Below are 13,643 nucleotides of genomic sequence, written 5' to 3' on the forward strand. Positions count from 1 at the left end.
GTGACGATTTGAGCAATTAGCTAGTTTGTCTCAACTCATCATTAGCGGTTCAGGCAAGATAAGTCGCTTTARCTTTCGGCCCCCATCGAGAGTTAAGCAGTCAAGTTAGRYATTGATAGCGACTTACTTGTCAATTTTATAGTGACGATTTGRGCAGTTAGCTAGTTTGTCTCAACTCATCATTAGCGGTTCAGGCAAGATAAGTCGCTTTAGCTTTCGGCCCCCATCGAGAGTTAAGCAGTCAAGTTAGGTATTGATAGCGACTTTCTTGTCAATTTTATAGTGAAGATTTGAGCAGTTAGCTGGTTTGTCTCAATTCATCATTAGCGGTTCAGGCAAGATAAGTCGCTTTAGCTTTCGCCCCCATCGAGAGTTAAGCAGTCAAGTTAGACATTGATAGCGACTTACTTGTCAATTTTATAGTGATGATTTGWTTAATTCTTCTTGTTCATTTAAGTTAACCTCATTCGCTTTTTTAGTTATGTGGCGTTTATTATAAGTATCGCCAGATTTTTCACTTGAATGCCCCATTTGCTGCATTCTCATTTTCGCCTCTTTACCACTATCGATAAATTCGAAGCCCTCAACTCCCGCTGCCGCCAACTCATTATTTGCATCAATTTTTTGAGAGAAGCCTTCGTTCCAATCGTGACGAAAATAGTGTGGGTGTATATCTGAAAATTTTTCGTCCACAGATTTCATTGCTGGCACTATCGTATTATCAAATGTAGAACCAGATAGCGGTTGTCCTTGAGTGTCACCTTTTCGGTGAGCGACAAAGAGGTAAGAATGCTTTTTCGTGTTTGGTGTCTGCTTGCGGTATTGTAAAATATACTTATCCAATAGCTCCGCTGTAGTATCCCTTATCTTTAATTTCCGCTCTTTCGTTTTCGCAACTCTTTGCTTTTTCTTTGGATAATGAACATCATCATGAGTCCTTCTTACCCAAAATGATTTTCCGCTACCATGCACAGTGATATCTTCTAACTTCAGAGATAGTAGCTCTCCGGCCCTAATTCCGTGTTTTTCCATTAAATGAAACATGAGATGATTTCTAAACCGTATCACCTCGTTCTTAAAAGGGTTTTGAGGATTGTCATAATGTGCAACAGCAATAAATTCTCTAACTAGCTCCTCAGGTAACGTTTTACTTTCTGTATTATCAAGAACATTTTGGCCTTTTCCTTTAGGTCGAGCCGCCCTGAATTGCTTAGTCATTTTCTTAATTTTTGCATACAGTATCGAAGAAGCTTGCTCTTTTACCGCCAAGTTCGCTAAAAAATCTAAATACTCAATAACAGAGGTCATTCGGTTGTAATGGTGGTTACGACCAACAGAAGGAATAACATCAACTAAAGTTGGACGTTCAGCTAAATTGATGACTTTATTCCGGCTGCTATTTTTTCTTGAAGTACTTATTTTAAGTTGTCTGATATCAATGGCTAGGTGTGACTTAATACTTTGAATATCATCTGTATCTAAAAATTTACCTTGCTGAAATTCTGAATATAAGTCTCTTTGATTTTCAACTTGCCACTGAAGGAACCATTTCACATGTTCGAGTTTATTAGATATGGTGTTAAATTGTTTACCATTAGATCGCAGTTTAGTTGTTGTCCATAAGGTTATGTGAAAGTGTGGCATGTCATCGCTACCCATCAAAATTGGGTAACGCTCACCATTTCCAAACACCAAAGTATCAACACTGTAATCAACCATCTTTTTTTACACTTTAAAACTTACGTTAACCTAACTATAGTGTAAAATTCAAAAAATAAAAGTGTAAAAAATAAAAAACCCAGTTTTTACATTGGGTTTGGTTTAAAACTTCAATAAAAAATGATTTATATTTACACTTTTAATTTATACGTAAGCTAGAACGGGATATCGTCATCCCAATCGCCACCTAAATCAGGTGTAGTGTTCTGTGGTTGCGGCGTTGGAGCTGGACGCTGAGCAGGAGCTGACTGCTGCTGGAAACCACCTTGCTGTTGTGCAGGTTGTTGGAATCCACCTTGCTGCTGTTGAGCTGGGGCTGGGCGTTGAGCTGGAGCCGACTGCTGTTGACCATAACCGCCGCTTTGCTGCTGTTGCGCTGGCGCTTGAGGCTTAGGCGTATAAGCTGGTTTTTGAGCCGCTTGCTGTTGAGCAGGTTGCTGGTAACCACCCTGAGACTGTTGCTGTTGGCCGTAACCACCAGACTGCTGAGGAGCGCTTTGTTGCGGTGCATTGCCACCAAAGTTTTGACCTTGGTTCATGCCACCTTGCTGACCGCCTTGACCACGGCTATCAAGCATTTGCATTTCCATCGCATTGATTTCTGTCTTGTAGCGATCTTGACCAGTAGTCTGATCCTGCCACTTACTGGTTTGCAGTTTACCTTCTAAGTAGACTTTAGAACCTTTTTTCAGGTATTCGCCTGCTACTTCAGCTAAACGACGGTACATAACAATGTTATGCCATTCAGTACGTTCTTGCTGTTGACCTTGTTGGTCTTTCCAAGACTCACTCGTTGCCACAGTAAAGTTAGCTACGGCGTTACCATTTGGCATGTAACGAACCTCTGGGTCCTTTCCTAGGTTACCGACCAAAATTACTTTATTCACACCACGACTGGCCATTGAAATCTCCTGCGATTTACCATGTTCTAAATTTAATTACGTTCAAATTCTGTTGAATCAATTATGCCACTTTTATGGTCACCGAAGCATCAGCGAACCACAAAAAACACGAATTTAATTCTTAGCTGACAGAGCCTAACACAGCTCGGGCTTCTCTTAAATCGAATTGATCATCTACTTTTAAATAAGCGGCTTTCTCTTCAATCACCACTATCGCTTCTGCAACCCCAGCAAGCTGTGATAGTTGAGTTGCCATATCTTGGGCATGATTTCTGTCTTTCGCTTCTGCTTCAAGCGTATAGCTTTTAAGTAGCACTGGTTTTTCCATGCCTATAGTTAATAACAACCATACAAACATCAGCGCTAATGCCACAAAAAATACCCCTGAAGCACCCACTAACTGATAAGCACCGCCACCTAACATACCGCCGCAAAAAGCACCTAAAAATTGGCTGGTTGAATAAACCCCCATCGCAGAACCTTTATCACCCATTGGACAAAATTTTGCGATAAGGCTAGGTAATGAAGCTTCTAAATAGTTAAAACCAGTAAAAAATAATACTACTGCGCCACTGAGTACCCATAAGTTATCGGCATAAAATCCCATCGCCGCTAACGCTAGCATCATAATCAATAGGGAAATTTGGAACATGGTTTTGGTGTTATTGCGTTTCACTCCAATGATGATTAACGGCACCATCAAGAAAAATGCACCAATAAAGGCAGGGAAATACAACATCCAATGTTTTTCTTTCACTAAACCAGCGTCAACTAAGTCTAGCGGCAGTGCTACAAACACGGCAGTAAGCACTAGATGTAATATGAAGATGCCGGCATCTAATCTAAATAACTGAGGGTCCATCAGCATGCGTTTAAGCTTAGTTGGCGTAGCGACCGTATCGCCTTTAGGCGCTTGTGATACAGGATTAGGTACTAATACCTGCACAATGACCATACCAAGCACAGCCAAAATTGCTGTTAAAAAGAATAACCCTTCAAGGCCTGCATACTGAGCAACAATAGGCCCTGCTAATAAAGACAAAGCGAAAGAAAAACCGATACACATACCGATTATCGCCATCACTTTAGTGCGCTGTTCATCTCGTGTAAGGTCTGCTGCAAGAGCTAATACCGCAGCCGCGATTGCCCCCATCCCTTGTAGTGCTCGGCCAAACACCACACCATAAATATGATCTGACATAGCCGCTACGATACTACCAATAGCAAAGATGACGAGGCCACCAAGAATGATGGGTTTACGACCGTATTTATCAGACAACATCCCCATAGGGATTTGCAAACAGGCTTGAGTTAACCCATAGGCACCAATGGCGATACCAACCCATAATGGTGAGAATCCTTCCAAGTGTTGGCCATAAAGCGCAAACACGGGCATGATCATGAATAAGCCCATCATTCGTAAACCAAACACACTGGCTAACGAAAAAGCGACTTTCTTCTCAATGCCGGATAGTCCATTTTTGGCCATTAAATTGCCCTTAATTTTGTAGCAGTAAAAAATTTTGAGTTGCGCATATTATCACAGCGTCCTAATTTAGCTCAAAAGGAATAATGAACCAAGCCGCAACTGATTGTCGTATTTGCTAATGAGATTAAACAAACAGGTTATAATGTGTTTTATGTCCCAGTAAGATTTATTTCATTTAAGCCAGAAAATCTCGAAAACAAGGATCGATTTAATCCTATACAACACTGTATAAAATACTGTATAAAGACAGTGTGAAATCTAGACGCTTGTGGCATTTACTCAGTACGCATAGCGCTTAAACCCATTTTTAACTCGATGGCTCTGAGCCTTTTATATAGCCAACGCTGTCGAGTACAACATCAGAGTGAAGAATGGATACCATTGAAATTCGCGGTGCACGAACCCACAACTTAAAAAACTTTGACCTTAAAATCCCCCGTGACAAACTCATTGTCATCACAGGTTTATCCGGGTCTGGAAAATCTTCATTAGCTTTCGACACTCTATACGCCGAAGGTCAACGTCGTTATGTCGAATCGCTCTCGGCCTATGCGCGCCAATTTTTAAGTTTGATGGAAAAGCCTGACGTTGATCATATTGAAGGCTTAAGCCCTGCGATTTCGATAGAGCAAAAATCCACTTCACATAACCCACGTTCTACTGTGGGTACGATTACCGAAATCTACGATTATTTGAGGCTATTATTTGCCCGAGTGGGTGAACCTCGCTGTCCGACTCATGGACAAGCATTAGCAGCGCAAACAGTCAGCCAAATGGTAGACAAAGTATTGGAGCTGCCTGAAGGTAGCCGCCAAATGTTACTGGCTCCGGTTGTTAAAGCCCGTAAAGGCGAGCATGTAAAACTACTCGAAAGCATAGCAGCCCAAGGCTATGTCCGTGCACGTATTGATGGCGATGTATGTGATTTATCCGATCCCCCTACGCTTGATTTACACGTAAAACACACTATTGAAGTAGTGGTTGACCGTTTCAAAGTCCGTGATGATTTAAAGCAACGTTTAGCTGAGTCATTTGAAACCACATTAGAAATGTCTGGTGGTATTGCTGTTGTGGCAGATATGGCTGGTGAAGCTGAAGAAATTGTCTTTTCGGCCAACTTTGCTTGCCCTTATTGTGGCTATTCAATGGCTGAACTTGAGCCACGTATATTCTCATTCAATAACCCAGCGGGTGCCTGTCAAACCTGTGACGGTTTAGGTGTACAGCAATACTTTGATGCCGACCGCGTGATCACTAATAGTGAATTATCATTAGCTGGCGGCGCTATTCGTGGCTGGGATAAACGAAACTTTTACTATTTCCAAATGCTGAGTTCATTAGCTGAGCACTACAAATTTGATGTCGAAACGCCGTTTCAACAACTCACCGACAAAGTACAAAAAATTGTACTTCACGGTTCTGGTAAACAAAGTATTGCATTCAAGTACATTAACGATCGCGGCGATGTGGTTATTCGTAATCACCCCTTCGAAGGCATATTGAATAATATGGACCGCCGCTATCGTGAAACTGAAAGTAATTCGGTTCGTGATGAGTTATCTAAATTCATTAATACTCAACCGTGTAAAAGCTGTGGTGGCTCACGCTTGCGTGAAGAAGCACGAAATGTATTTATTGGCGATCTAACTCTACCTCAACTAACCGAGTGGTCTATTGGCGAAGCCATGGGTTACTTCAAAGATATTAGTTTTACCGGCCAAAAAGCGCAGATTGCTGAAAAGATCTTAAAAGAAGTCGGCGACAGGCTTGGGTTCTTAGTCAATGTGGGGCTTAATTATCTCAGTTTAGATCGTTCAGCCGACACACTTTCTGGTGGTGAAGCTCAACGTATTCGTCTAGCCAGCCAAATTGGTGCTGGGCTTGTCGGCGTTATGTATGTGCTAGATGAACCTTCTATTGGTTTACACCAACGTGATAACGAGCGCTTACTTAAAACTCTGATCCACCTTCGTGATTTAGGTAATACCGTAATCGTGGTTGAGCATGACGAAGATGCGATACGCATGGCAGACCATGTGATTGATATCGGCCCAGGTGCGGGTGTTCATGGCGGTGAAGTCATCTGCTCTGGCGGTCTAAAAGACATCATTGAATGTGAAGAGTCGATTACTGGCCAATATATTTCCGGTAAAAAGCAAATTCACGTCTGTGAGCAACGTACACCAATGGATCCGAAAAAGGTCATTGAGCTATGCGGCGCAACGGGAAACAACCTTAAAAATGTCGATTTAACTATTCCTATTGGCTTATTCACCTGTGTCACAGGCGTTTCTGGTTCAGGTAAATCAACCCTGATTAATGATACCTTCTATAAAATCGCTCATCGTATGCTCAATGGCGCGACTATAGATGAACCTGCTGCACATAAAAGTATTAAAGGTATGGAGCAATGCGACAAGGTTGTCGATATTGACCAAAGCCCAATTGGCCGTACTCCACGTTCAAATCCTGCCACTTATACAGGTATATTTACGCCAATCCGTGAGCTATTTGCCGCAACTCAAGAGTCGCGCAGCCGTGGTTACTTGCCAGGTCGTTTCTCGTTTAACGTCAAAGGCGGCCGCTGTGAAGCATGTCAGGGGGACGGCCTGATTAAGGTTGAAATGCATTTTCTACCGGATGTCTATGTCCCTTGTGATTCATGTAAAGGTAAGCGTTATAACCGTGAAACTTTAGATGTGAAATACAAAGGCAAGAACATTCATGAAGTCTTGCAAATGACCATCGAAGAAGCCCGCGTTTTCTTTGACCCAATACCAGCCATTGCTCGCAAGCTGCAAACTTTAGTCGATGTAGGTTTATCTTATATTTGCTTAGGCCAAAGCGCGACAACATTATCGGGTGGCGAAGCTCAGCGAGTGAAGTTATCTAAAGAATTGTCTAAGCGAGACACAGGTAAAACCTTATATATTCTCGATGAACCCACTACAGGTTTACACTTTGCCGATATCCAATTATTGCTTGATGTATTACATAGATTAAAGGCTAAAGGTAATACTATTGTGGTGATTGAACACAACTTAGATGTGATTAAAACTGCAGACTGGATTGTCGATTTAGGCCCAGAAGGTGGCTCTGGCGGCGGTATGATCTTAGTGAGTGGTACACCTGAGGATGTTGCTCAAAATACCGAGTCGCACACAGCGCATTTCTTGAAGCCATTGTTAGAGAAGATGCCAGCGTTAACATCGGCTAAAACTAAAAAAGCACCTGCTAAAAAGGTCACTAAAAAGCCTGTAGCCAAACCAGGAAATAAAAAGTCTGATTAAAAGGCAGTGTAGTTAAGGTTAAAGCTTATGGAAGACTAACCAAAGGATATGAAATGGGATTTCAGTTAACAGCGCTAAGTTTAAAGGCATTAATTATAAAGCTATTAAGCTTAAAGGTATTAACTTTAAAGGCTCTAAGCTTAAAGCCTTTAAGCCCAAGCGTTAGCAAAAACAATGAGCTTGTTCGCCATGGACAAGCTCATTATTCTCAATTAGTTAATCAAAAATTCTCATCTGTAATCTCTTCACCTAATGCTCACACTTTATCAGCTCTGTTGTTGTGCTTATTCTTATCTGGCTGTGCGTCGCAAAACTGTGGCAATTCACCCGTTAATCACTGGAGCAACCAAAGCCAGCTTCTTGAAGATATTCGCGTATTAAGTAGCCCTAAATTTGAAGGAAGAAAAACCGGGACTTATGGCGCTGAGCTCAGCCGAGAATACATTAAAAAACGCTTTACTGAATTACACCTTAGTCCTTGGCAAGATGAGTTTGAAGTGCCTTTTAACTACCGGTCTAGTTTTTCAGATAAACAAGGGATCAATTTAATCGCCACGATTAAAGCAAAACAACCTAGTCAGCGCTGGCGAGTCATCACAGCTCATTATGATCACTTAGGTAAAAAAGGGAATAAGGTTTTTGCCGGTGCCGATGACAATGCTTCAGGTGTCGCAGCCATGTTTGCTATTGCTGAGCAATGGCAACAGCAAGGGAATGAAGACATCAATCTCATGCTAGTGGCCACAGATGCTGAAGAGCCCGGTTTATTCGGTTCCTACGCCTTAGTCGAACAGGTACAAAACACACCACAGATGCTCATTGAGCTGTCACTTAATTTAGATATGATAGGCACCCCTTCTCGACCTAAAGCTATTTATATTGAAGGTGAGAAAAATTTAACTGAATTTAGTCAGCTTAAAACTCAACTCCAAGACTATAATCAATTGTGTGTGAGAGAGAGCCGTTCGAGAATGAAAAACGGCAGCATGGTTAAAATTGATTGGTTACGTGCATCGGATCATTATCCATTTCATAAAGCCGGTATACCTTGGCTTTATTTAGGGGTGCCGTCACACAAATACTATCACACGATAAACGATACGATTGATAAGCTTGATATCGGCTTTTTAGCCGCAGTGACTGAAACTGCTTTTGAGTTCATCACAGTGAATAAGCAGCAAATTGCTTTACAATAATCAGGCCAATTTTAAAAAATATTGAAAATATATAGTCATATGGGTGAAAGCTTGCTATAATATCGCCCCTTTGACGCGGGAAATCGACACGGGGTTGATTTTCTGTCTGTGAAACTTTAGCGCGAATGCCACTAAATTCGTGCATACCCACAAGGCTACAACTCAATGTCATCCGATGAAAGAACTTTCCGCGAACTTGGTTTATCCGAGAATTTGCTTCGTGCCCTTGACGATCTAGGTTACGAAAAACCAACTCCAATTCAGTCTGCAAGTATCGACCCGCTGATGGCTGGTAAAGATATTTTAGGTCAAGCTCAAACTGGTACAGGTAAAACAGGTGCATTCGCACTGCCTTTACTTAACAGTGTTGACCAAAAGCTGAATGCTCCTCAAATCCTAGTGCTTGCACCAACTCGTGAACTTGCTGTTCAGGTTGCTGAAGCATTTGGTAGCTACGCTAAACACATGAAAGGCTTCCATGTACTACCTATCTACGGTGGTCAAAGCATGCATCAACAATTAAGTGCGCTACGTCGTGGCCCACAAGTTGTTGTTGGTACGCCTGGTCGTGTAATGGACCACATGCGTCGTGGCACATTAAAATTAGATTCATTAAAAGCATTAGTGCTTGATGAAGCTGATGAAATGTTAAAAATGGGCTTTATCGATGATATCGAATGGGTATTAGAGCATAAGCCAGCAGAAAGCCAACTAGCCCTTTTCTCTGCGACTATGCCAGAGCAAATTAAGCGTGTTGCAAACAAGCATTTATCAAGCCCTGTTCACATCAGTATTGCTGCAAGTCACACGACTGTAGAGTCAATTGAGCAACGTTTTGTTCAAGTATCTCAACACAACAAACTTGAAGCATTAGTACGCGTATTAGAAGTAGAAAATACTGAAGGTATTATCATCTTCGTACGTACACGTAATAGCTGTGTTGAATTAGCTGAAAAATTAGAAGCTCGCGGTTATGCATCCTCACCACTTCATGGTGATATGAATCAACAAGCGCGTGAACGTGCTGTTGATCAGCTAAAACGTGGCAAGCTAGATATCCTTATTGCTACTGACGTTGCGGCCCGTGGTCTTGACGTTGAACGTATTGGCCACGTAGTAAACTACGATATTCCATATGATTCAGAAGCTTATGTACACCGTATTGGCCGTACAGGTCGTGCCGGTCGTACTGGTATGGCAATTCTTTTCGTAACAAACCGCGAAATGCGTATGTTACGTACCATTGAGCGTGCGACTAATAGTCGTATTTCGCCAATGAAAGTACCAAGCCCAGAAACGGTAGCAGAGCGTCGTTTATCTCGTTTAGGCGAGCAAATCCAAGAAACCATTAACGGTGACTTAGATTTCATGAAGAACGCTGTTGCTGAACTATGTCAACAACTAGAAATCGATACCGATTTATTAGCTGCTGCATTATTACAACAAGTTCAAGCAGAGCGTCCATTACAACTTCCTCCGATTCAAGAGCGTCAACGTGATTCTCGTGATAACGGCAGAGATCGTGACAATGGTCGTGAGCGTAACCGTCGTGATTCACGCGGTGGCCGTCCAATGCCAACAAGCTTTGGTAGTGCTGAAGGCTTAAAAGATAAGCCAGACGTTAAGATGTGTCGTTACGTAATCGAAGTAGGTCGTGATAATGGTGTTGGTGTAGGTAACATCGTTGGCGCTATCGCTAACGAAGCAAACATCGACAGCCAGTTCATCGGTCAAATCCAATTATTTGATCAAGTGACTTCAATTGACTTACCAGACGGTATGCCAAAAGATGTGCTGACTCACTTACGTAAAGTACGTGTATGTGGCAAGCCACTGAACATTAAAGAAGCGAGTGAGACGACTTTCCCTGAGCAAAGTGATCGTCCACGTCGCCCTCGTAACGACCGTCCTCGTGGTGACCGTTCTCGTGGTGATCGCCCTCGTGGTGACCGCCCTCGTAACGACCGTCCACGTAAGCCACGTGACAGCGAGTAATCGATCACAGTATCAACTTAATGTTGAATAACTGATTAAAAAAATGGAGCTTAGGCTCCATTTTTTTTTACCTTTTACTGTATAATCCTCGCCTCACCCGATACCTAACGATACAAATTTATATTTAATGTTACCCGCCATGCGCCTATTACCATGCTTCATCGGATCTATCTTAATCTTTAGTACTTCAGTTTTCGCAACTGAATCTAATAACGATTGGATGCAATTTACATTTGAAAATGATGCATTTGGCTTAATTAATACCAGTGATAATGGCTACAGTAACGGTCTGGATTGGAGTTGGGGTAAAAAAATAGCTGATGACTTTGACGAATTGCCCTTACCCAATTGGCTTGATGCGGTTTATGGTTGGAGTTATTTAAATCATGGCCACAATCGTAACTATCAAATCAGTTATAGCGTTTCTCAGCGCATGTACACCCCAGACGATTTACAACAAGAACAGTTACTAGAAACAGACCGCCCTTATTCAGGCACCCTTTTATGGCAATCAACACTACGAAGTTACGGCAATGGAGTTGCAGATAACCTCAGCTTTACTGCCGGTCTTGTAGGACCCGCTTCTTTAGCTGAACAAACTCAAAAACGAGTTCATAAGATCATCGATGCCAAGGAGCCACTCGGTTGGGATAATCAATTGAGTAATGAACCTGTCTTTCGAATTGAAGCCCAGCGACTTTACCAGCTGGCTTATACCCCTGTTTCAGACAACTTTGAATTTGATACCGTCATCCACGGTAATGCCTCAGTGGGCAATTTAATGAGTGATGTTGGGGCTGGAGTGACACTTAGAATTGGTAATATTCTCACAGGCAGTTACGCGTTTGTTTCACAGGCTGCGTCAAGAAGTAACAGCGGCTATATGGTTAAGCCAGCTGAAGAGTTGAGCTGGCAGTTCTTTGTCACCTTATATGGACGTTATGTGTTTAATGATATCTCCCTAGATGGTAATACATTCACAGACAGTCACTCAGTTCAACTCACCAATGAACAAGCCACTTTAAATATGGGCTTTATGCTTACCTGGCAAAACTGGGGATTAAGCTTTTCAGCCATTCGTGGCACCGAGCAATATCATAATCAGCCTAGTACCGCTAACTTTGCAGGTGCAAGCATCATCTACCGCTACTAGTTAACCGTTTTTTACTGTATTTGCTGCTCGTTTTTGTTGGTATAGGGGCCATATTTGGACCACAAAAACTGAACCTACAATCAAAACAATGCCTAATAATGACCAAGTATCCAGCGTGTCGGCACTGAAGTTACTTGGCCATAAACCTAGCTTTAGCACCATGGCATTCGCAGCGAAACTCAATACAGGTGTCAAAGCCAACATGGCGCTGACCTGAGCGGTAGGCCAATACTTCATTGATTGGCCAAAGCACCCATAAGCAATCAGTGTATTCGCGGCGCAAAAAACAATGACTATCCATTCATTATTGGTCATCGAACCAAAGTGACTAAAATCGCTAAACGGCGCCATCACCAAAATACCTAAACCATAAATAAACAGCAGCACATTATTCGGCGTAAGCTTGGCTATAAGTGACTTCTGCAACAGTGCATAACTCGTCCAAGATAACACTGAAAACTGCACAATTAAGACTCCAAAGCCAACTTGACTAGCATCGGCGGCTGACAAGTTTAAACTTGGGTGAAAAAACAATAATACCCCAAGGGCTAAAGTGGCAAAGCAAGTCAGCTGCAACGCGGTTAAGCGTTCTTTGAAAAATAGTGCCCCGCCAAATGCCAAGTAAAAAGGCGCGGTTTGAAAGTTAAGTTGGGCGGTTCCTGGTGATAAGTAATCCAGAGAATATACAAACGAGGTGTAGTTACACATCAACAAAATAGCGGCGGCAGATAACCTCAGCCAATCTTGTATTGCTAAATTTGCAAACTGCCTCAGTGCACCAAATCGCCACTGCAAAAAATACGTCACCACAAACGCCACCAAAAATCGAAACCAAGTGAGTGTAATAGGATCGATAAAGCCACCAGAGAGCTTTAAGGCAATGGGTAAAATGCCCCAAAAAATGACGGCGACGGAAACAAAAATAAATCCTAAACGGGTATGGCTCACTTATGTGCTGCTCAATTGAAATGTAGGTTAAATTTCGCAACATATTGCCTGAAAGTAATGGCGTTATAAACCAATAAAACGTGGAATCGCTAGACTCAGTTTTCGCTATACAGGATTAAGAGTTTAGCCGCCTGATAACCGTGGAAATCTCGATGAATACAGGTAAAATAGCCGCCATTAAAATACCTATATATCCTGCTTCACCAAGGATAGTCCCTGCACTTAACATCTAAGGAACACTGGTCATGAGTCTTGCTGATTCAGTTCTCGCAATTAACAATGATTTGCCTATCCGTACCGACAAACCGGTCCATAGCGGTAAAGTTCGCAGTGTATATTGGCTTACTGAAGCTGATAGCCGTCGCCTCATTAGTGACAAAGGTTATAATGTTCCTGCTGATACGCCGTTAGCCATCATGGTCATCAGTGACCGCATTTCTGCCTTCGATTGTATTTTTCATGGTGAAGGTAACTTGCAAGGTATTCCAGGTAAAGGCGCTGCGCTAAATGCCATTTCAAATCATTGGTTTAAATTGTTTGCTGAAAACGGTTTAGCAGATAGCCATATCTTAGATATACCTCACCCGTTTGTTTGGATAGTACAGAAAGCTCGCCCAGTTAAAGTAGAAGCGATTTGTCGCCAATACATAACTGGTTCAATGTGGCGCGCATACGCAAAAGGTGAGCGTGAGTTTTGCGGTATTACCTTGCCAGAAGGTTTACAAAAAGATCAAAAGCTACCTGAGCTACTGATCACACCATCGACCAAAGGGATTTTAACTGGGATCCCTGGAGTGCCTGAGCAAGACGATGTCAATATCAGCCGTAGTGATATTGAAGCGAACGTTGCCGCATTTGGGTTTGAGCAAGCTTCTGATATCGACTTATACGAAAAACTGCTAAAAGAAGGCTTTAAGGTTATCTCAGATGCATTAAGTGAACATGACCAAA

9 protein-coding genes are annotated in these 13,643 nt (G+C 42.2%); 5 read left to right on the top strand and 4 right to left on the bottom strand.

What is annotated here, in order from left to right:
- Nucleotides 1-417 precede the first annotated feature (417 nt).
- From FNZ24_RS20530 to FNZ24_RS20540, 3 genes are all read right to left on the bottom strand, one after another.
- Complete coding sequence (locus FNZ24_RS20530) at nt 418-1,719, bottom strand: site-specific integrase (RefSeq protein WP_153916656.1); 1,302 nt, start codon at nt 1,717-1,719, stop codon at nt 418-420.
- 155 nt (nt 1,720-1,874) lie between these two features.
- Nucleotides 1,875-2,621 carry a single-stranded DNA-binding protein gene (locus FNZ24_RS20535; protein ID WP_153916657.1) on the bottom strand — a complete coding sequence of 249 codons (747 nt, stop codon included), beginning with the start codon at nt 2,619-2,621 and terminating at the stop codon, nt 1,875-1,877.
- 121 nt (nt 2,622-2,742) lie between these two features.
- Nucleotides 2,743-4,110: an MFS transporter gene (locus FNZ24_RS20540; protein ID WP_153916658.1), complete on the bottom strand. Its 1,368-nt coding sequence runs from the start codon at nt 4,108-4,110 to the stop codon at nt 2,743-2,745.
- Nucleotides 4,111-4,481: 371 nt separating this feature from the next.
- Here FNZ24_RS20540 and uvrA point away from each other — a divergent pair, with 371 nt between their 5' ends.
- The 4 genes from uvrA to FNZ24_RS20560 all read left to right on the top strand — a co-directional run bounded on the left by uvrA (nt 4,482) and on the right by FNZ24_RS20560 (nt 11,744).
- The gene (uvrA, locus tag FNZ24_RS20545; protein WP_153916659.1) at nt 4,482-7,400 is read left to right on the top strand and encodes an excinuclease ABC subunit UvrA; all 2,919 of its coding nucleotides are present in this window, start codon (nt 4,482-4,484) and stop codon (nt 7,398-7,400) included.
- Between the two features lie 53 nt (nt 7,401-7,453).
- The gene (locus FNZ24_RS20550) at nt 7,454-8,596 is read left to right on the top strand and encodes a M20/M25/M40 family metallo-hydrolase (protein ID WP_153916660.1); all 1,143 of its coding nucleotides are present in this window, start codon (nt 7,454-7,456) and stop codon (nt 8,594-8,596) included.
- A gap of 165 nt (nt 8,597-8,761) precedes the next feature.
- Nucleotides 8,762-10,591: a DEAD/DEAH box helicase gene (locus FNZ24_RS20555; protein ID WP_153916661.1), complete on the top strand. Its 1,830-nt coding sequence runs from the start codon at nt 8,762-8,764 to the stop codon at nt 10,589-10,591.
- 139 nt (nt 10,592-10,730) lie between these two features.
- Complete coding sequence (locus FNZ24_RS20560; RefSeq protein WP_194945113.1) at nt 10,731-11,744, top strand: lipid A deacylase LpxR family protein; 1,014 nt, start codon at nt 10,731-10,733, stop codon at nt 11,742-11,744.
- Here FNZ24_RS20560 and FNZ24_RS20565 read toward each other — a convergent pair whose 3' ends face one another.
- On the bottom strand, nt 11,745-12,692 hold the full coding sequence (locus FNZ24_RS20565) for a DMT family transporter (RefSeq protein ID WP_153916663.1): 948 nt from the start codon (nt 12,690-12,692) through the stop codon (nt 11,745-11,747).
- Between the two features lie 245 nt (nt 12,693-12,937).
- Between FNZ24_RS20565 and purC the strand changes: the two genes are divergently transcribed.
- Nucleotides 12,938-13,643 (top strand): phosphoribosylaminoimidazolesuccinocarboxamide synthase (purC, locus tag FNZ24_RS20570; protein WP_153916664.1); only part of this gene is annotated, 706 nt, incomplete at its 3' end.

The sequence above is a fragment of the Shewanella sp. TC10 genome, assembly GCF_009663145.1.
Lineage (GTDB): Bacteria > Pseudomonadota > Gammaproteobacteria > Enterobacterales > Shewanellaceae > Shewanella.

Excerpts from the sequence above, each read along its gene's own strand:
- FNZ24_RS20560 (WP_194945113.1), top strand. The coding sequence starts at position 10,731 with ATGCGCCTATTACCATGCTTCATCGGATCTATCTTAATCTTTAGTACT.
- FNZ24_RS20540 (WP_153916658.1), bottom strand. The coding sequence starts at position 4,110 with ATGGCCAAAAATGGACTATCCGGCATTGAGAAGAAAGTCGCTTTTTCG.
- FNZ24_RS20535 (WP_153916657.1), bottom strand. The coding sequence starts at position 2,621 with ATGGCCAGTCGTGGTGTGAATAAAGTAATTTTGGTCGGTAACCTAGGA.
- uvrA (WP_153916659.1), top strand. The coding sequence starts at position 4,482 with ATGGATACCATTGAAATTCGCGGTGCACGAACCCACAACTTAAAAAAC.
- FNZ24_RS20550 (WP_153916660.1), top strand. The coding sequence starts at position 7,454 with ATGGGATTTCAGTTAACAGCGCTAAGTTTAAAGGCATTAATTATAAAG.
- FNZ24_RS20555 (WP_153916661.1), top strand. The coding sequence starts at position 8,762 with ATGTCATCCGATGAAAGAACTTTCCGCGAACTTGGTTTATCCGAGAAT.